This window comes from uncultured Mycobacterium sp., from assembly GCF_964249325.1.
In the GTDB taxonomy this organism is placed as follows: Bacteria; Actinomycetota; Actinomycetes; order Mycobacteriales; family Mycobacteriaceae; genus Mycobacterium.
This window is the reverse complement of sequence record NZ_CAXUCH010000035.1, coordinates 1-19,312: the sequence shown is the minus strand read 5'-3', so window position 1 is coordinate 19,312 and position 19,312 is coordinate 1. Positions and strand designations below refer to the sequence as shown.

Genomic DNA, 19,312 nt, shown 5'->3' with positions numbered 1-19,312 from the left:
TGCCAAGTGGAGGACATTGCGCTGATACATGCGCAATCACCCGAGGGCACCAGCTGCGGCCTCAGCGCGGCGAGTGCATTGTTGAATGAGTTGCTCGGTCTCCACGAGAATCTTGGCGACTTGCTCTGGTTCTGCGTAATTTACAAAATCGCGTCGGTTCCACCACATCATCTTAGTTTGGTAGCGTTCGTCGGGGTAGGGCGTCGCCGGAATTGCTGCCACCACTCCTCCGGACGAGCGCCACCGGTTCAAGACGTATGTCGCAGCCGTGGCCATGCAAAACTGAACGTCAAGCAGAGCCATCATGTGAAAACCACTGCGAGCCAGAGCGGTGCTGACCCAACGATGGCAGTCCGGATCATCTGTCACCCAGGCAGACTTCATTTCTAAAATGCCAAATGGTATGCGATCGGCAATCATATTGCGGACAAGCGTTTGGCCGTGTTGCCCCTCCCATTCGACGACTGCGTGGGAATCGTCGGCCGACCGCAGCGGCCCCGTTGCTCGCACTCCCCCCACCATGCGCCCGGCGTCGTCGATCACCGTGAAAAACATGACGGTATCGGCTCCGCTGTGTAACGCGTCCAGGTCGAGTGCGCACTCCACGCCATGCTTGCGATAGCTGCTGTGCGCGCCGATCACATACTCGCGCCACAAGCCGCGGTCAGTCGACGGCTGGGAAACTACCAACGTGGACTCGATGTCATGATCGCGCCAGCAAAGGCTAGCGGGAAGACAGAACCCGTCGGCGATAGACGGTTCCACGGGAATGACAGCCATAGCATCTCTCTGTTCGGCGGCGGGTTGAAATTTGTCACGCGGTTCCGGGTCAAACAGTGGACTTAATGAACCATGTCCCTTGTGTCGTGCTAATAGTCGGTCTTTCGGTATCTTTATTGGCCAAAGTGCCGAGTTAAGGTATGCAAACCCTTCGGCGGAACGACACTAGCTTACGACGAATCGCGTAGCGCAAGCTACATGAACGCGGGACTTAAGCCGTTTAATTTAAGCCGACAAATGGCTCCACCAAGGAGCAAAGCACAGTCGGAATTTGTCAGTGCGTGGCAGTATCAGCTGGCGAGGTGCGGTCTACCGCCTGATGTTCACGCCCATCGACCTAGACAGTCCTTGAGGAATTAGTCGTATTGCCCGCCGACTGGCGGCGATTGCTAAATCCTTCGCGTTGGCGCTCGCACAACGGCAAGTTTGATCACCAGCAAATTTACCGTTCGGGTCAATTGCGGTAATAACCCATATAGGAAGCGACATGGCAACCGTGATCTCAATGCTGCTGCCCCGCGGTCCATGACGGATTTGGTACACGAGATGGCGCACCACCCTCGCCGAAGTTTTCGGAGCCGCAGCGTCGGCATGGGAACTGCTCATCAATCGGCTAACACCTGCTCCGTCGCCAGGACTCGAACCTGAACTCTCAGAACCAAAATCTGATGTGCTGCCGATTACACCACGACGGATCGATGTGGCGAGCGGTCGACTGCCGCCAAGGACCGCGTCCACTCTAATGCAAGCCGATACGCTGGTAGCCGTGGCAGCGCTGGATAAAGAGGTGCGGGAGCCGCGCGCCAGGATGACCGGCAGCGAGCGTCGGCATCAACTCATCGATATCGCACGGTCGCTGTTCGCCGAGCGCGGCTACGAGGGCACCTCGATCGAGGAGATCGCGCTCCGGGCCAATGTGTCCAAGCCGGTTGTCTACGAGCATTTCGGCGGCAAGGAAGGGCTGTACGCGGTGGTCGTCGACCGAGAAATGTCCGCCCTGCTGGATGGCATCACGTCGTCACTCACCAAGTCGACCAACAACCGGTCTCGACTGCGCATCGAACGCGTAGCGCTGGCCTTGCTGACCTACGTCGAGGAGCGCACCGACGGCTTTCGAATCCTGATCCGCGACTCGCCTGCGTCGGTCAATTCGGGCACCTATTCGACCCTGCTCAACGACGCGGTCAACCAGGTCAGCTCGATCCTGGCCGGCGACTTCGCCCGCCGCGGACTCGACCCCGAAACGGCGCCGTTGTATGCCCAGGCGCTGGTCGGTTCCGTGTCGATGACCGCCCAGTGGTGGCTCGACGCCCGCGAGCCCAAGAAGGAAGTGGTCGCCGCGCACCTGGTCAATCTGTGCTGGAACGGCCTGAGGCACCTAGAGGCCGACCCCAATCTCCTGGACGAGTAGCCGAGTCGCTTATCCTGCGCATCGCAAGCGCGGCTTAACCGGATGCAGCGGGTCGCCGCGATCAGCCCAGGTCGCGCGCCAGCAGGTCCGCGACCGTTTCGCGGCGAACCAGTTCACGGGCCTGGCCGTCTTTGACCGCGACCAGTGGCGGTCGGCCGACCATGTTGTAGTTCGACGCCGTGCTGTGGTGGTAGGCGCCGGTGCAGGCCACGGCCAACAGGTCGCCGGGGTGAACGTCGGCGGGCAGCTCGACGTCACGGGCGATTTCGTCGCCGGCATCGCAGTGTCGCCCCGCCACCGTGACACGTTGCCTGCGTCCCAGCGGATGCCGGTTGGCGAGCGCCACCGTGTATTTCGCGCCGTACAATGCCACTCGCGGGTTGTCGCTCATGCCGCCGTCGACGACGACGAAGGTCCGGCCGCCCGACTGCGTCTTCACCGAGCACACCTGGTACAGCGTGACACCGGCGCGTCCACTGATGCCTCGACCTGGCTCGACCACCACGACCGGACGCGGAAACCGCTCGACGGCGCAGGCCGCGTCCAGCGCCTCGTCGATAACGCCGGCCAGCTCGTCGATGTCGAGCTCGGGGTCACCGGGCACATACGGAATACCATGGCCGCCACCGATATTGAGTTCGGTCAGGATGACGCCGTGTTTGGCGCGAATGTCGGCCATGGCGACGACCATCCGGCGAATCGCGTCGCCGTAGCAGTTGGGATCGGTGACCTGCGAGCCGTGGATATCGATGTCTGGGTTGACCCGGAGCAGCACCCGTTGGCGTCGGCTGACCAACCCGGCGAGGTAGGCGATCTCCATGCAGGAATCCACCACAATGCGCCCTACCCCGACACGCACCGCGGCACGCAATTCCTCGATCGATTTCGCGTTGCCGTGCATGACGATGCGGGCTGGGTCCACGCCACCGGCTATCGCGGTTGTCAGCTCACCGGCCGAGCAGACGTCAAGGCTCAGCCCTCTTCACGCGCCCACCGCGCCACCGCGATGCGAGCAGCGACTTGCCGGCATAGACGACCTCGGCGCCGCGCAACGCTCGGCGGTAATGCCGTGCCCGGTGCCTGAAATCAGCTTCGTCGATCACATAAGCCGGGGTGCGGAACTCGTCGCAATGTCCGTGAGCGGCACGTCGCCGATGCACAGCCGACCCTCGTCGTCGGCGTGCGTCGTGACCGGCCAGATGGCCGGATCGAACCGCGGCGGAGCCGCATAACCGATGGACGGCAATACATCCACCAATGTTGTGGTCATGCTTCCACGGTGCGTTCGGCCCTCGTCCGATGCCGCTGCCCTAACGAATCCTTAACGGCGCCGAGCCGGAAATTAATGGAGTTTCGCAGCGCCAACGCCGGCTAACAACACCGGCCATCGCAGGCACCGCACCGCGAAGATCGGCTTCAAGGTGGACATCACCGACATCGGCGACGTGCTCGATCTGCTCGATGATCGTTGACGCCAACCTGCTGCTGTACGCGGTGGACGAGAACAGTTCCCATAACACCGCCGCTGCTGCCTGGCTGGAAGGACGCTGAACGGCGATCGTCGAGTCGGGCTTCCGTGGCAAAGCATTGGCGCGTTTTTACGGATCGCCACTCACCCGCGAGTCACCGAGAACCCACTACCTGCCGCCGAAGCGTGGAGGTATGTAGAGCACTGGCTCGCGGTCCCTATGGTGTGGATTCCACCCGCCACGGACACCACCGCCCGGGTTTATGCCAGGCTGTGCGCGCAGGTGGAAATCACTGGCAATCTCGTCGCTGATGCACAACTGGCTGCCCTCGCGATCGAGCACGGTGTCGAAGTCGCCTCTGCCGATACCGATTTCATGCGGTTTCCCGGTCTCCGCTGGACGAATCCGTTGAGCACGAATCCCAACTGATCCTCAAAGCTTCGGTCGCGAACGCCCTGATTGCCAAGCGGGCGGTGCTGATGGCGCCAACCGTGGTGTGGCGGCGATCACCTGAGTTGGCCGGAGCCGCAACGTGAATCGATCGAGGCATAGAATGTCCACATCATGACCGCACCGGGGTTTGCCCGCCCAGATACCCCGATTGCGGGGCTCGTCGACTTAGCGCTGAGCGCGCCGACATTCCAGCAACTCATTGACCGGACAGCCGATCGACCCGCTGAATTGAGCCTGGTCGGTCCGGCCAGCGCACGTGCCTTCGTGGCCAGCGCTCTGGCCCGGCGCGGGCCGTTGCTGGTCGTTACCGCCACCAGCCGCGAAGCCGACGACCTGACCGCCGAGTTGCGCGGCATCTACGGCGATGCGGTGGCCAAATTTCCATGCTGGGAAACCCTGCCGCACGAACGGCTCTCACCCGGCGTGGACACCATGGGCGCCCGCCTCATGGTGCTGCGCCGGCTGGCCCACCCCGACGACGCGCGGCTCGGGCCGCCGCTGCCGGTGGTGGTGACCTCGGCGCGCTCGCTGCTGCAGCCGATGACACCGCAGTTGGGCGACATCGAGCCGCTCACGCTTTCGATCGGTGACGAGGCTGCGTTCGAAGAGGTCATAGCCCGGCTGGTCGAATTGGCCTACACCCGGGCGGACATGGTCGGCCGGCGCGGAGAGTTCGCGGTGCGCGGGGGCATTATCGACGTCTTCCCGCCGACCGCCGAACACCCGCTGCGCATCGAGTTCTGGGGTGACGAGGTGACCGAGATGCGGATGTTCTCGGTGGCCGATCAGCGCTCCATCCCCGAGGTCAGCGTCGACACGCTGGTCGCGGTGGCCTGCCGGGAGCTACTGCTGTCCGACGACGTGCGGGAACGGGCGGCCGCGTTGGCCGGAAAACATCCTGCGGCCGAGCGCACTGTCACCGGCACCGTCACCGACATGCTGGCCAAGCTGGCCGAGGGCATCCCGGTCGACGGCATGGAGGCGCTGCTGCCGGTCTTGCGCCCCGACGAGTTGACCCTGCTGACCGACCAGTTGCCGCAGGCCACTCCGGTGTTGGTCTGCGATCCGGAAAAGGTGCGCACCCGCGCTGCCGATCTGATCAAGAGCGGCCGCGAATTCCTCGAAGCGTCGTGGTCGGTGGCCGCGGCCGGCGGTGACGCTCCGGTCGACGTCGAGCAGCTGGGCGGATCGGGCTTCGTCGAATTCGACGAGGTGCGCGCCACCGCTCGCAAGACGGGTCATCCGTGGTGGACGCTCAGCCAGCTCTCCGACGAGTCCGCGATCGAACTCGAGCTGCGCGCGGCGCCGTCGGCGCGCGGCCATCAACGCGACATCGACGAGATCTTCGCAATGCTGCGCGCCCAGGTCGCCACCAGCGGATACGCCGCGGTCGTCGCGCCCGGCGCTGGCACCGCGCAGCGCGTGGTCGAGCGGCTTGCCGAATCCGACACGCCCGCAACGCTATTGGAGCCGGGCGCCGCGCCCAAGCCCGGTGTCGTCGGTGTGCTCAAGGGCCCGTTGAACGACGGCGTGATTGTTCCGGGCGCCAACCTCGTCGTGATCACCGAGACCGACTTGACCGGTAATCGGGTGACCGCCACCGACGGTAAGCGCCTGGCCGCCAAACGCCGCAACGTGGTCGACCCGCTGGCGCTCACCCCGGGCGACCTGGTCGTGCATGACCAGCATGGCATCGGCCGGTTCGTCGAAATGACCGAACGCACCGTCGGCAGCGCGCGCCGGGAATACCTGGTGCTGGAGTACGCGTCGACCAAACGCGGCCAGCACGACACGGACAAGCTCTACGTGCCGATGGATTCGCTGGACCAGCTTTCGCGTTACGTCGGCGGGCAGGCGCCGGCTTTGAGCAGGCTCGGGGGAAGCGACTGGGCCAATACCAAGACCAAGGCGCGGCGCGCTGTGCGCGAGATCGCCGGTGAGCTGGTGGCGCTGTACGCCAAGCGGCAAACCACGCCCGGGCATGCGTTCGGTCCGGATACGCCGTGGCAGGCCGAGATGGAAGACGCCTTTGGCTTCACCGAGACCGTCGACCAGCTCACCGCGATCACCGAGGTCAAAGCCGACATGGAAAAGCCGATCCCCATGGACCGGGTGATCTGCGGCGACGTCGGCTACGGCAAGACCGAGATCGCGGTGCGGGCGGCGTTCAAGGCGGTGCAGGACGGCAAACAGGTCGCCGTGCTGGTGCCCACCACGCTGTTGGCCGACCAGCATCTGCAGACGTTCGCCGAGCGCATGTCGGAGTTCCCGGTGACCATCAAGGGCCTGTCCCGGTTCACCGAGCCGGCAGAGTCGCGCTCTGTGCTGGACGGCCTGGCCGACGGCGCCGTCGACATCGTGATCGGCACTCATCGGCTGCTGCAGACGGGGGTGCGCTGGAAGGACCTCGGGCTGGTCATCGTCGACGAAGAACAGCGCTTCGGCGTCGAACACAAAGAGCACATCAAAAGCCTGCGCACCCACGTTGACGTGCTGACCATGAGCGCAACACCCATCCCGCGCACGCTGGAGATGAGCCTGGCCGGGATCCGGGAGATGTCGACGATCCTGACCCCGCCCGAAGACCGCTACCCGGTGCTGACCTATGTCGGGCCGCACGACGACAAGCAGATCGCCGCCGCGTTGCGCCGCGAATTGTTGCGCGACGGGCAGGCGTTCTACGTGCACAACCGGGTCAGCTCGATCGAGCACGCCGCCGCGCGGGTGCGCGAGCTGGTGCCCGAGGCACGGGTCGCCGTCGCCCACGGCCAGATGAACGAGGACCTGCTGGAACGCACCGTCCAGGGATTCTGGAACCGCCAATTCGACATCCTGGTGTGCACCACGATCGTCGAGACCGGCCTGGACATTTCCAACGCCAACACGCTGATCGTTGAACGGGCCGACACGTTCGGCCTGGCCCAGCTGCACCAGCTGCGCGGTCGAGTCGGCCGCAGCCGGGAACGCGGCTATGCCTACTTCTTGTACCCGCCACATACGCCGCTGACCGAGACCGCCTATGACCGGCTGGCCACGATCGCCCAGAACAACGAGCTGGGCGCCGGCATGGCGGTGGCCATGAAAGACCTCGAGATCCGCGGCGCCGGCAATGTGCTGGGTGTCGAGCAGTCCGGGCATGTCGCCGGCGTCGGGTTCGACCTGTACGTGCGCCTGGTCGGCGAGGCTGTCGAAGCCTATCGGGCGGCCGCCGACGGCGAGACCGTCACCAGCCCCGAAGAGCCCAAAGACGTGCGGATCGACCTGCCGGTGGACGCCCACCTGCCGCCGGACTACATCGGCAGCGACCGGCTGCGCCTGGAGGCATACCGCCGGTTGGCGGCTTCGGCCACTGATAGCGAGGTCGATGCCGTCATCGAGGAACTCACCGACCGCTACGGGACGCTGCCCGAACCGGCTCAGCGGCTAGTGGCGGTGGCCCGGCTGCGCTTGCTGTGCCGTCAATTCGGCATCACGGAGGTCTCCGCGCCTTCCGAGGCGACGCTGCGACTGTCGCCGATGACGCTGCCGGACTCAGCACAGGTGCGGCTCACGCGGCTGCATCCCGGCGCCCGCTACCGCGCCACCACATCGACGGTGCAGGTTCCGATTCCGCGGGCGGGCGGCATTGGGGCACCGCGAATCCGCGATGTCGAGCTGGTCCAAATGGTGGCCGATCTGGTATTGGCGCTCCATGGAAAGCCCCAGGCAGAAGTTGGTATAACCAATTCGGTGCCGGCCCGATGACGATGCTGGCACCGAGGGGTCCGAGGCGATGACCCGCGCCGACGACGATGACGCCGGCGTAGCCGGGGTCGAGGAGTGGCGCATGACTCAGGCCGACGACGATGATGCCGGCGTAGCCGGGATGGAGGAGTGGCGCCCGTGACTGTCGTCTTGGTCGACCCCCGCCGTCCGTCGCTGGTTCCGGTCGAGGCCATCGAACTGCTTACCGGCGAAGTGCAATACACCGAGGAGATGCCGGTCGTCGTGCCCTGGTCGCTGCCCGCCGCCCGGCCGGCGCTGACAGGAGAAGACGCCCCGGTATTGCTGTCGTCTGACCCCGACCATCCCGCGGTCACCGCACGATTGGCCGCGGGGGACCGGTTGATCTCAGCACCCGAGCCGCAGCGCGGCGAGCGACTGGTCGATGCCGTGGCGATGATGGACAAACTGCGCACGGCTGGCCCGTGGGAAAGTGAGCAGACACACGACTCGTTGCGCCGCTATTTGTTGGAGGAGACCTACGAGCTCTTCGACGCGGTGCGCAGCGGCGATGCTGACGAGCTACGCGAAGAACTCGGCGACGTGTTGCTGCAGGTCCTGTTTCACGCGCGGATCGCCGAGGACGCACCACAGCATCCCTTCACCATCGACGACGTCGCCGACGCGCTGGTGCGAAAACTGGGCAACCGCGTACCGGGAGTTCTTGCAGGCGAAGAAATCTCGCTCGACGAGCAATTGGCTCAGTGGAAAGAACGCAAGGCGAGGGAGAAGCCGCGGAACTCGGTGCTAGACGAAGTTCCTACCGCGCAGCCCGCATTGGCGTTGGCGCAGAAAGTGATTCAACGTGTCCATAATGCCGGCCTACCGGCCGACCTGATTCCGGAGTCCATCACGTCGATCACCGTGACAGCCGACGACGATGCAGAAAACTCGTTGCGCTCAGCCGTTTTGGAGTTCATGGATACCGTCCGCGACACCGAAAAGGCCATCGCCACCGGACGACGCGGTGACGACATTCCCGAGGAGCTCGACGTCACTCCGCTCGGCGTCGTGACTGAAGAAGAGTGGCGCGCTTACTGGCCGCCCGAGCTTGGCGAGCCAACGATCGAGGAGTCGGCGGAGGAGCTGACTGCCCCGACCACCGAGTCCGATGAGTGCGACGATCCGGCCGGCGAAGTGCAATCCGACCACGGCGGCGAACCGGCAACCTCGACCGACGAATCGGCAAGTGAGGCCGAGCGGCCAACAGCTGACTCACCGAGAAACGGCTTCGGTGGCGGTGGAGGAAGCGGCACTTGAAGGCCAGGGCGATCCATCTGGCACTGAGCGGCAGTGAGGCCTGCCGCGCCCGACGTCGGCCGTTTTGCGCGTCATTCCGCAGTTCGAAATGCAGCCACCGCGGTCATGATTGCTAGCCCTACATCCAGTGGTGTCTGGCGTGCGCTGAAGTCGACGCCCGGCCGTGATCGGTGGTCACCAGCGACGCTGACCACATGGCGCTGGCGAAGACGGTGTGCAACGAGGACGGGATGGCGCGTAGTCATCGCCGTGCATTGAATTCTGTTGCTGTGCGTAGTCATAGTTAACCGATCCGCCTCTGCAAATCGACGATGTTTGCGCGCATTGGCGGGCGGTAGAGGTCGAGTACGCCTAGTCACATGGGACGATGGTCGTGACCACGAGTGGCTGAGGGAGTTCTGTGTCGCCGGTGCGTTGGCTGCGGGCGGCCGCCGTAGTGGGGGCGGCGGCGTTGCTCTTAGCGTCGAGTTGTACGTGGCAGCTCGGCACCTATATCCCCAAAGGAGTGCCGCCACCGGCAGGAGATCCGGTGCCGCCCGTGAACACGCATGCCAAGGGCCGGGCTGCCGATCAGTTGCATGACTGGGCGCTGGCGCGCAGTGAGGCACTGAAAATCCCGGTTGTTGCGCTGGAAGCCTACGCCTACGCTGCGCGCGTCGCCGAGGTCGAGAACCCGAACTGCCGGATCTCGTGGACGACTTTGGCCGGCATCGGTGAAGTGGAGAGTCACCACGGCACCTACCACCATGCGACGGTAGCCCCCAATGGCGATGTGCGCCCGCCCATTCGGGGCGTGCGCCTGGACGGCAGCGGCGGCACATTGCACATCATCGACACCGATGCAGGCGGCCTCGCCGACGACGACGGTACGGTTCGGGCAATGGGGCCGATGCAGTTCATCCCCGAAACATGGCGGTTGTACGGCGTCGACGCCAACAATGACGGAATCGTCAGCGTCGACAACATCGACGACGCGGCGCTCTCGGCGGCGGGTTATCTATGTTGGCGTGGAAAGAATCTCGCGACGCCGAAAGGATGGATAACGGCGCTGCGCGCTTACAACGATTCCGACGTGTATGCGCGCGCCGTACGGGACTGGGCTACCGCCTACGCCGCGGGTCACCCACTGTGAGCTACCTGGCTGGAGCAGGCTCTAGGCTACTGCTGGTAGCGACGGACGCCCAGGATCCAGCCTCAACAACGCGAGGAGAACTCAGTGCCGATTATCGAGCAGGTCGGGGCCCGCGAGATCCTTGATTCCCGCGGCAACCCGACGGTCGAGGTTGAGGTCGCCCTGATCGACGGGACATTCGCGCGGGCCGCGGTGCCGTCCGGCGCGTCGACCGGTGAGCACGAGGCCGTGGAGTTACGCGACGGCGGCGACCGCTACGGCGGAAAGGGCGTGAAGAAGGCCGTGCAGGCGGTGCTCGACGAGATCGCGCCCGCGGTGATCGGGCTGAACGCTGACGACCAGCGGCTGGTCGACCAAGCGCTGGTCGATCTCGACGGCACGCCCGACAAGTCCCGCCTGGGCGCCAACGCGATCCTCGGCGTCTCACTGGCAGTGGCGAAGGCCGCCGCGGATTCCGCCGAACTACCGCTGTTCCGCTATATCGGCGGCCCGAACGCACACATCCTGCCGGTGCCGATGATGAACATCCTCAACGGCGGCGCGCACGCCGACAACGCCGTGGACGTACAAGAGTTCATGGTGGCCCCGATCGGCGCGCCCAACTTCGCCGAGGCACTGCGCTGGGGCGCCGAGGTGTACCACGCGCTCAAGTCGGTGCTGAAGAACCAGGGCCTCGGCACCGGGTTGGGCGACGAGGGCGGCTTTGCACCCGACGTGGCGGGCACCAAGGCAGCGTTGGATCTGATCAGCCTCGCCATCGAGTCGACGGGCCTGAAACCAGGCGCCGACGTGGCGTTGGCGCTCGATGCCGCAGCCACCGAGTTCTTCGCCGAGGGCACCGGCTACAACTTCGAAAGCCAGACACTTACCGCGGCGCAAATGACCGATTTTTACTCGGAGCTACTCGGCACCTATCCGTTGGTATCCATCGAAGACCCGCTCGCCGAAGATGATTGGGACGGCTGGGCAGCGCTCACGACGGCCATCGGTGACCGCGTGCAAATCGTCGGCGACGACATCTTCGTCACCAATCCCGAACGGCTCGAAGATGGTATCGAAAAGAACATCGCAAACGCCTTGCTGGTCAAGGTAAACCAGATCGGCACGTTGACCGAAACACTCGACGCGGTGGCGCTGGCACACCACAGCGGATACCGGACGATGATGAGCCACCGCAGTGGCGAAACCGAGGACACCACGATCGCCGACCTCGCAGTGGCCGTCGGCTGCGGGCAGATCAAGACCGGCGCACCGGCCCGCAGCGAGCGCGTCGCAAAGTACAACCAGCTGCTACGGATCGAGGAGGCGCTCGGCGACGCCGCCCGCTACGCCGGTGACCTGGCGTTCCCCCGATACGTGCCGGAAACCAAGTAGCCGGCTTCGACCTCGATGTCCGAAGGGAAGCGGCCCGATCCCAAGCGACGCTCTCCGGCCTCGCGGCCGGGCCGACCCCGCGATTCGGTGCCCAGCCCGCGGCGCAAGTCGCCGGGTTCGCCTCGCGGTCGCGGTGAGTCCCGGGCGCTGCCGGAACCGGTCGCAGAGCCCATCAAGCGGTCGATCATCGAGTCGGCCGAGCAGCGCTCCGAGCAGCGGCTGGGCTTTACCGCGCGGCGGGCGGCCGTGCTGGCCGCCGTGGTGTGTGTGTTGACGCTGACGATCGCCGGTCCGGTACGCACCTATTTCGCACAGCGCACTGAGATGAATCAGTTGGCCGCCACCGAGGCCGCGCTGCGTCGACAGATCGCCGAGCTCGAGCAGCAGAAGGTCAAGCTGTCCGACCCGGCGTACATCGCGGCGCAGGCCCGTGAGCGCCTCGGATTCGTGAAGCCTGGGGACATCCCCTATCAGGTGCAGCTTCCTCCAACGGAGCCATCACCCAGCGCACCGGAACCGCAAACCGGAACTGTCGCCGCCAACCAACCCTGGTACACGGCGCTGTGGCACACCATCGCCGACACCCCGCACGGTCCGCCTGTGCCACCGCCAGGTCGTACCCCTCCCCCGGGCTCCGGGCCGCCTAATCCGGTACCGCCCGGTGGTTGATCGTGCCGACCTGGAGGCGATTGCGCGGCAGCTTGGCCGCGAGCCCCGAGGGGTACTGGAGATCGCTTATCGCTGCCCCAACGGTGAGCCAGGTGTGGTGAAGACAGCGCCGAAACTCCCTGACGGAACGCCGTTTCCGACGCTGTACTACCTCACGCACCCGGTGCTGACCGCAGCCATCGGCCGGCTGGAATCCGCAGGGCTGATGCGGCAGATGACCGAGCGGCTGCACCACGACCCCGAACTGGCCGCCGCCTACCGGCGAGCCCACGAGTCATACCTGGCAGAGCGTGATGCGATCGAGCCGCTGGGAACGACGGTTTCGGCCGGCGGTATGCCTGACCGGGTGAAGTGCCTGCATGTGCTGGCGGCGCATTCGTTGGCCAAGGGCCGCGGGGTCAATCCGCTCGGCGACGAGACGCTGGCGATATTGTCCACCGATCCGCGCCTTGAGTTGGAGAAGGCGGGCATCTTGGCACCGGAGCAGTGGACATGAGCCGGGTAGCCGCAATCGACTGCGGCACCAACTCGATTCGGTTGCTGATCGCCGACGTGGTCGATGGGCACCTGAGTGACGTATACCGCGAGATGCGCATCGTGCGGCTGGGTCAAGGAGTCGATGCGACCGGTGCGTTTGTGCCCGAGGCGCTGGAGCGTACCCGCGCCGCGCTCGTCGACTACGTCGCTCTACTGCAGTCGCATGACGTCGAGCGCGTGCGCATGGTCGCCACGTCGGCCGCCCGCGACGCCGCTAATCGTGATGTCTTCTTTGCGATGACCGCCGAGGTGTTAGATGCCGCGGTTCCGGGCGCGGTGGCTGAAGTGATCACTGGTGCTGAGGAAGCAGAACTGTCTTTCCGCGGAGCGGTTGACGAATTAGATTGCGCTGCTGGGCCTTTCCTGGTCGTGGATTTGGGTGGCGGCTCCACGGAGATCGTGTTGGGCCACGACGAGGTCGCGGCAAGTTTCTCGGCCGACATCGGCTGTGTCCGGCTGACCGAACGATGCCTGCACTCCGATCCTCCGTCACCGGCCGAGGTCGCGGCTGCCCGGGAAGTGGTTCGCGAACGGCTCGGCGTGGCACTGCGTGCGGTGGCGGTCGAAAAAGCCCGGACATGGGTGGGGGTTGCCGGGACCATGACGACACTAGCGGCGCTGGCGCACGATATGGCGACCTATGACTCTGCGGCTATCCATCTTTCACGCGTTCGCCGCGAGAGACTGATGACGGTCTGCGACCGGTTGATCGGTATGACGCGGGAACAGCGCGCCGCGCTCGGCCCGATGCACGTCGGCCGGGCGGACGTGATTGGCGCGGGCGGAATCATCGTCGAGGAGCTCGCCGATGAGCTGCACCGGCGCGCCGGCATCGAGGAGTTGGTCGTCAGCGAGCATGACATTCTCGACGGCATCGCGCTCTCGATCGCTGGCTGATGCATCCGCATCGTTGAATGCAAAAAAGCTCAGCGGCCGAGAAGGCGTTTTTTCTGCTCGGTGAATTCTTCGTCGGACATTCTTCCCTCGTCGCGGAGCTTGGCGATCTCGCGTATCTTGGCCGCGATACCGGTCACCACAGTCCGCGGATTGCTCTGCGACACTTGGCCTTTAATGTCACTCGCCGCATTCTCACCGGGAGGCGCCGCGCGTCCGGCGCGAGCCGCCACGCGTTCACCGGGTGCGGCTTTGCCGCGCTCGTGGCTTCCGCCGGTGCCCAGGGTTCCGCCCATGGCGCTTCCGGTCATACCTGCTAAAGCCATGTCGCTGAACGTGCTTCCCGAGGCACCTGTCATCCCCTCGGCGGCGGCCTCTGCGGCTGCGCCCGTGCTGGTGGTCGGCAATGCCAGCGCTACTGGCCGAACCGCCGGTGTCGCCACGGTCCACGTCGGCGGCACCGACAGCGTCCCAACCCTGTTGGCCTCGCCCAGACCAGCCGACACCGACGCCGGCGCCGCCGCCAGCGGGCCGGGGTGCGTGATAATCGCCGGGAATTCCGTCGGCGGCGCCGATCCTGTGCCAGGCCAGGGCTGTACCCCTGCCCAGCCGCTGACGATCTGATCCGTGTGCAACCCAGACAGAGCACTCTCAACGCTGAAAGGAAGATCCACCGGCGTCAAGATGGCCATTGGTGTGTTGACACCAAGTCCAGCCAAGCCGCTGGGTAAGTTGACGAAGACGGAAATCAGGTTGGCCAGCGTGTTCAGCGGGTCCGGGGGGGCCGCCGCGGCCGCTGGCGCCGTTGCGAGGCTTTGCAGTGCGCTTGGCACCGCCGAAAAGGCTTGCTGGGCCGACGAAACCGTGCTTTGCGCACTGCCGGCGGCAGTGCCGGTGGCACGCCCGACGGCGGCGGCCTGGGTGGTCGCACCGCCCGGATTGGTACTCGACGGTGGTGGCATAAACGGCTTGAGCGCCGTCGCCGATGCCGACGAACCCGCATAGCCGTACATCGCGGCGGCGTCCTGGGCCCACATTTCGGTGTATTGCGCCTCGGTGGCCGCGATCGCCGGCGCGTTCTGCCCCAACAGGTTCGTCGCCACCAGCGCCATCAACTGGGCGCGGTTGACCGCGATCACCGGCGGCGGCACCGTCGACGCCAACGCCTCTTCGTAGGCTGCCGCCGCCGCTTTAGCTTGGATGGCCGTCTCCTCGGCCTGCACGGCGGTGACGCTCAGCCACGCTGCGTAGGACCCGGCTGCGGTCGCCATCGACGCCGATGACGGGCCGAGCCAGGGCCCAGTGGTCAGTCCCGAGATCACCGACTGGTACGCGTTCGCCGCCGAATGTAGCTCAGCGGCCAGCCCGTCCCAGGCCTCGGCTGCCGCCACCATTGGTCCCGACCCGGGACCGGCATACATTCGACCGGAGTTGACCTCCGGCGGCAAAATCGCGAAATCCATTGATGCCCATCCTCATCGGCGCTCTTGTCAAAGGGCGGTGTTTCAGCGCCCGAGCAGGCGGTTCTTCTGTTCCGTGTACTCCTCTTCGGTGAGAATCCCCTCGTCGCGCAGCCTGGCGAACTCGCGTAACTCGGCCGCGACGCCGGTCACCACAGTTCGCGGTTTGCTCTCCGACGCCTCACCTTCCCGGTCACCGACCGCAGTGTCGCCGGTACTTCCCCCACGTTCACCGATAGACGTCACGCGTTCGGAAGGAGTCGCCTTTCCGCGATCCCGGCCGCCGCCGGTGCCGAGGGTTCCGGCCATCGCGCGCCCGGCCATACCCGCCAGAGCCATGTCGCTGAATGTGCTTCCCGAAGCACCTGTCACTCCTTCCGCGGCGGCCTCCGCCGCTGCAGTGACGCCGGTCCCCGGGAGGGCCGGTAGCGTCACCGCGACGGGACGTACCGCCGGTGTCGAGACAGTCCACGTCGGCGGAACTGACAACGCCCCGACCGTATTCGCCTGGCCCACACCCGCCGAGACGGCCGGCGCCGACGGCGCGATCGGGCCTGTGATAATCGCCGGGAACTCTGTAGGAGGCACCGTCCCTGTCCCCGGCCAGGGCTCTACTCCGGCCCAACCGCTGACGATGTCGTCGGTGTGGAAACCCGTCAATGCACTGACCACGTCGAAGGGAAGAGCCACTGCAGACAACGGCGCCAGTGGCGTATCGATACCGAGGGTGGCAAGGCCACTAGGCAAGTCAACAAAAACTGCAATCAGGTTGGCCAGCGTGTTCAGCGGGTCCGCGGGAGCCGCCGGCGCAGCGGGCGCCGCTGCCAGACTCTGCAGTGCGTTGGGCACCGCGGAAAAGGCTTGCTGGGTAGAAGAGACGGTGCTTTGCGCATTACCGGCGGCAGTGCCGGTGGCTTTGCCGACAGCGGCGGCTTGGTTTGCCCTCGCTGCCGGGTTGGAGCTTGGCGGGGGCGGGTTGAACGGTGTCAGCACGGTCGCGGAGGCCGCCGCGGCTGCGTAGCCATACATGGTGGCGACATCTTGGGCCCACATCTCTGAGTACTGTGCTTCGGTCGCTGCGATCGCGGGGGTGTTCTGCCCGAGGATGTTCGTCGCCACCAGCATCATCAAGAGGCTGCGGTTGGCGGCGATCGCTGGCGGCGGGACGATTGCGGCGAAAGCTGTCTCGTAGGCTGTCGCCGCCGTTCTGGCCTGAGCGGCCGTTTCATCGGCCTGCGCGGCCGTGGTCCTCATCCAGGACACATAAGGGGCGACTGCGGCGGCCATCGATGCCGATGCGGGGCCCAGCCACGGCCCAGTGGTCAGCGCCGCAACGACCGACTGATATGAGTTCGCTGCTGCAGACAGTTCGGCGGCGAGCCCCTCCCAAGTTGCCGCCGCGGCCAGTAGCGGCCCCGAGCCCGGACCGGCATACATCAGACCCGAGTTGACCTCCGGCGGTAACATCGCGAAATTCATTGCCGGCTAGCTCCTGGCGAGGTCTGCCGAGTGGGAGGCATCCGCGACCGCATACAAACCGGCATTAGACGGTCGGCTTTGGCGGTCTGCGCGGCGACGTGTATTGAGCTCAGTGCGGGTAGCCGACCAGCGATCCCCGATGAGATGCCCGCTGTCATGGCCACCGGCGCCGACTGAAAAGCTAAGACGAACACGGGCTCCCCCCGGTGACTGCTGGGCAAATGTTATTGCAGATTACGTTACGATCAGGTAGCCCATCAAAGACTGGCGTGACCGCCAGGCAAATCCATTATGAGTTCTTGACCGAATCTGTAGGAATTCGTTAACGACTTCTTAACGGCGGTTCGGGGACCGCTGCCAGGCAATTCACGATTCCCTGGCCTCGATAAAGTGAGGCCGGATCGCAGCCAAAAACTCGGCCGAATCCGGAGAACCCGCTATTTGCTCTACCTTCGACTGACCTCGTGATCTTCGCGCGGGCGATCATCTTGGGTACTGGGCTGCAGGGGAGGCTGACCCTTGCGCAGCGTGTCGAGCAGTTCTCGGTAGGGACCGACGAGATAGACGGTGTCGCCGCCTCTCAGTAGGGCATCGCGGCGCGGATGCAGCTTGACGGGCTCGTTCGGGCGGGTGATCGCGATGACGCGAGTTTGGGTGGACATATCGAACATCCGCAGCCCATCGAGCTCGCTGCCGGGTTCGACGTGCATTGCGCCCACCACGAACGAGCTCTGCCCAACCGAAAACGTCCCCAGCACCTGCAAGCCCATCGCGGCTCCGATGAACCAGGGTGCGGCCAGTTCGACGGTCGAGCGGACGTTCTGGAAATCGAATCGTTGCGCCACCGCGAAGCCCAGCGTGCGGTCGTAGACCCGCAGCACAATTGGGACATCACGCCACCGGTCGACCGTGGGCCACACTCGGGGTCCCAACATCTCCCGTAGCACGATCCCGGTCTCGATATTGATGATGTGATCGCGCGTCAGCACGGCGACCGCGCGGGCGCGATCCACGCGGGCGGATTCCAGCGTCTGGGGCAATGTTGCGTCCCCGAAGATCACCGGAACGTCGAGTTCGGCCGCCGACGACAGGAAGGGGTTGTTCTCGTCGCGCTCGATAACGGCGACGTCGTACCCGGCGGCGGCCAGCTCACTGACGACGCGGATCCCGAGTGCGCTCAGCCCGACGACGATGACATGGTTACGCAGATGATGCACTCGTCGGCGCCCGGCCGAACGCACGAAGCGGCGCGACAGCAGCAGGTCTGCGATAAAGGCGACAAGCAGAGCGGTGGTGGTCACGCCGGCGAACATCATCATCGCGGCGAACAGCCGCAGCCAGGTGGGCTGGTGGAGAAAGCTGTAGTCGCCGTAGCCCGTGGTTGTGATCGTTTCGGTGCTGAAGTACAACGCGTCGACCCAATTCATCCCCGGTGTTCGGTAAGCGAAGCGCAATAAAACGGTCGACCCGATCAGCAGGATCAGCACGGCGGCCATCGTCGGGTAAAAGATCGGGTTGAGTTCGTCGCGCAGCACGCGCACAGCGTCGATCGCTCGCCGTAGCCGAGGCTGGCGCGCGCGTGTGCTTTTCGTCGGCGGGACCTTTATGGCGCGGGCGGCCAATTCGTCGGCGGTGCCGATCATCGCCGTCCAGTCACCGGTGTGCACCCGCAGGTCGCGGCCCGGACAAATCTCCACCTCGTCGGGTGTGGGCGAGTTGTCGCCGTGAACTACCGCCACCGGTGCCAGGTCGCCGTAGAGGTCGCGCAGCGTCGCGTCGCGCGGTGCTTCGGCGCCCCAGACAACGAATTTGATGCCGGCTGCCTCGAACGGGTGCATGGTATGCGCCAGACATGCCTCGACGATTGCCGGTGCCGCCAGGTCGGCGACGTTGAGGATTGCGCCGGGCCCGTTATCGGCGGCTACTGCTTCCCGGAGTACGTGGTTGGCCAGCCGCGCCACCACGCGCGTGTTTGGGTTGGCTTTCCTTGCCAGCAGCGCGATTTCGAGATTTGTCGCGTCGTCATCGCCGGCGCACACGACCGCTACGGCTCTCGCAACACCGGCGGCGGCGAGCTCTGTCTTGACCCCGGCCTCTGAAAGGTCGGGGCTGGCGAGCTTGGCGATGCTTGCGCCGGCGCTCTTCAGCTCTTCGACGATCGTCGTCGCCAGCGCATCCTCACCGCTGACGATGATGTGGCTGGGCATGATCCTTTCCCTTAAGCCGGCTGGCAGCGTTTACATCTCCCTGACCGGTGACCGGACGTGAAACGACGGTTCGTGTTGGCCTCACATGCAAGTCTGCGCGGCGGTCGAGTCGACGGACAACGGTCCGATATAGCGCGGCCTCGCGTCAAGCCGAAAAGCACTCGTTCTCATTGTCTCGGCCGTTACACCACGGCGTCATATTGTCAGGCATAAACCCCCTTCGGCTGACATTGATGCGCTGACTATAAGGCGACTGGCCCACCCCTGTGCGGTCAAATCGCCGGAACGTCGAATGCGCGACAAGCTACGCGACAATGCGTGGACTACCGCAACAGGCTCTCGCGTGCTGCGCTGAGCAAAATACGGACAATGCCCTAGGCCCGTTTTCCGCACTGGTTGAGTGAAGGGACCTGGTTGCGGCGGGT

At 65.2% G+C, this 19,312-nt stretch carries 13 protein-coding genes, 1 tRNA gene and 1 pseudogene; 9 read left to right on the top strand and 6 right to left on the bottom strand.

The window, feature by feature from the left end; genetic code table 11:
- Positions 1-36 precede the first annotated feature (36 nt).
- Together ACFE99_RS07125 and ACFE99_RS07120 are read right to left on the bottom strand one after the other, a co-directional pair.
- Positions 37-780, bottom strand: a complete 744-nt coding sequence (locus ACFE99_RS07125; protein ID WP_375483767.1) for a hypothetical protein — start codon at positions 778-780, stop codon at positions 37-39.
- Between the two features lie 623 nt (positions 781-1,403).
- Positions 1,404-1,475 (bottom strand) — tRNA-Gln (locus ACFE99_RS07120).
- Between the two features lie 113 nt (positions 1,476-1,588).
- On the opposite strand from ACFE99_RS07120, the gene ACFE99_RS07115 reads away from it, so the two are divergent.
- Complete coding sequence (locus ACFE99_RS07115; protein ID WP_375483781.1) at positions 1,589-2,191, top strand: TetR/AcrR family transcriptional regulator; 603 nt, start codon at positions 1,589-1,591, stop codon at positions 2,189-2,191.
- A gap of 61 nt (positions 2,192-2,252) precedes the next feature.
- On the opposite strand, the pseudogene ACFE99_RS07110 reads toward ACFE99_RS07115, so the two are convergent.
- Positions 2,253-3,461 (bottom strand): annotated as a pseudogene (locus tag ACFE99_RS07110) (diaminopimelate decarboxylase family protein).
- A gap of 262 nt (positions 3,462-3,723) precedes the next feature.
- On the opposite strand from ACFE99_RS07110, the gene ACFE99_RS07105 reads away from it, so the two are divergent.
- From ACFE99_RS07105 to ACFE99_RS07070, 8 genes are all read left to right on the top strand, one after another.
- Positions 3,724-4,089, top strand: a complete 366-nt coding sequence (locus ACFE99_RS07105; protein WP_375483779.1) for a TA system VapC family ribonuclease toxin — start codon at positions 3,724-3,726, stop codon at positions 4,087-4,089.
- A 135-nt stretch (positions 4,090-4,224) separates the two neighbouring features.
- Entirely contained in the window at positions 4,225-7,857 is a 3,633-nt protein-coding gene (gene mfd / locus ACFE99_RS07100; protein ID WP_375483765.1) for a transcription-repair coupling factor, read from the top strand.
- 138 nt (positions 7,858-7,995) lie between these two features.
- Positions 7,996-9,135, top strand: a complete 1,140-nt coding sequence (locus ACFE99_RS07095) for a nucleoside triphosphate pyrophosphohydrolase (protein WP_375483763.1) — start codon at positions 7,996-7,998, stop codon at positions 9,133-9,135.
- 400 nt (positions 9,136-9,535) lie between these two features.
- Positions 9,536-10,267, top strand: coding sequence for a lytic transglycosylase domain-containing protein (locus tag ACFE99_RS07090; RefSeq protein ID WP_375483761.1), 732 nt, complete (start codon positions 9,536-9,538; stop codon positions 10,265-10,267).
- 84 nt (positions 10,268-10,351) lie between these two features.
- Entirely contained in the window at positions 10,352-11,641 is a 1,290-nt protein-coding gene (gene eno, locus ACFE99_RS07085) for a phosphopyruvate hydratase (RefSeq protein WP_375483759.1), read from the top strand.
- A gap of 15 nt (positions 11,642-11,656) precedes the next feature.
- Positions 11,657-12,310 carry a septum formation initiator family protein gene (locus ACFE99_RS07080; protein WP_375483757.1) on the top strand — a complete coding sequence of 218 codons (654 nt, stop codon included), beginning with the start codon at positions 11,657-11,659 and terminating at the stop codon, positions 12,308-12,310.
- Positions 12,303-12,806 carry a DUF501 domain-containing protein gene (locus tag ACFE99_RS07075; protein WP_375483755.1) on the top strand — a complete coding sequence of 168 codons (504 nt, stop codon included), beginning with the start codon at positions 12,303-12,305 and terminating at the stop codon, positions 12,804-12,806. The genes ACFE99_RS07080 and ACFE99_RS07075 overlap by 8 nt, the downstream gene beginning before the upstream one ends.
- Positions 12,797-13,744 carry an exopolyphosphatase gene (locus tag ACFE99_RS07070; RefSeq protein WP_375483753.1) on the top strand — a complete coding sequence of 316 codons (948 nt, stop codon included), beginning with the start codon at positions 12,797-12,799 and terminating at the stop codon, positions 13,742-13,744. Before ACFE99_RS07075 ends, ACFE99_RS07070 begins: the two co-directional genes overlap by 10 nt.
- Positions 13,745-13,773: 29 nt before the next feature.
- Here the strand turns inward: ACFE99_RS07070 and ACFE99_RS07065 are convergent, their stop codons facing one another.
- The 3 genes from ACFE99_RS07065 to ACFE99_RS07055 form a co-directional block, all read right to left on the bottom strand.
- A complete protein-coding gene (locus ACFE99_RS07065) occupies positions 13,774-15,204 on the bottom strand; it encodes a PPE domain-containing protein (protein WP_375483751.1) in 1,431 nt (476 codons plus the stop codon).
- A 42-nt stretch (positions 15,205-15,246) separates the two neighbouring features.
- A complete protein-coding gene (locus ACFE99_RS07060; protein WP_375483750.1) occupies positions 15,247-16,680 on the bottom strand; it encodes a PPE domain-containing protein in 1,434 nt (477 codons plus the stop codon).
- A gap of 446 nt (positions 16,681-17,126) precedes the next feature.
- A complete protein-coding gene (locus ACFE99_RS07055; RefSeq protein ID WP_375483748.1) occupies positions 17,127-18,887 on the bottom strand; it encodes an NAD-binding protein in 1,761 nt (586 codons plus the stop codon).
- Between the last annotated feature and the right edge of the window lie 425 nt (positions 18,888-19,312).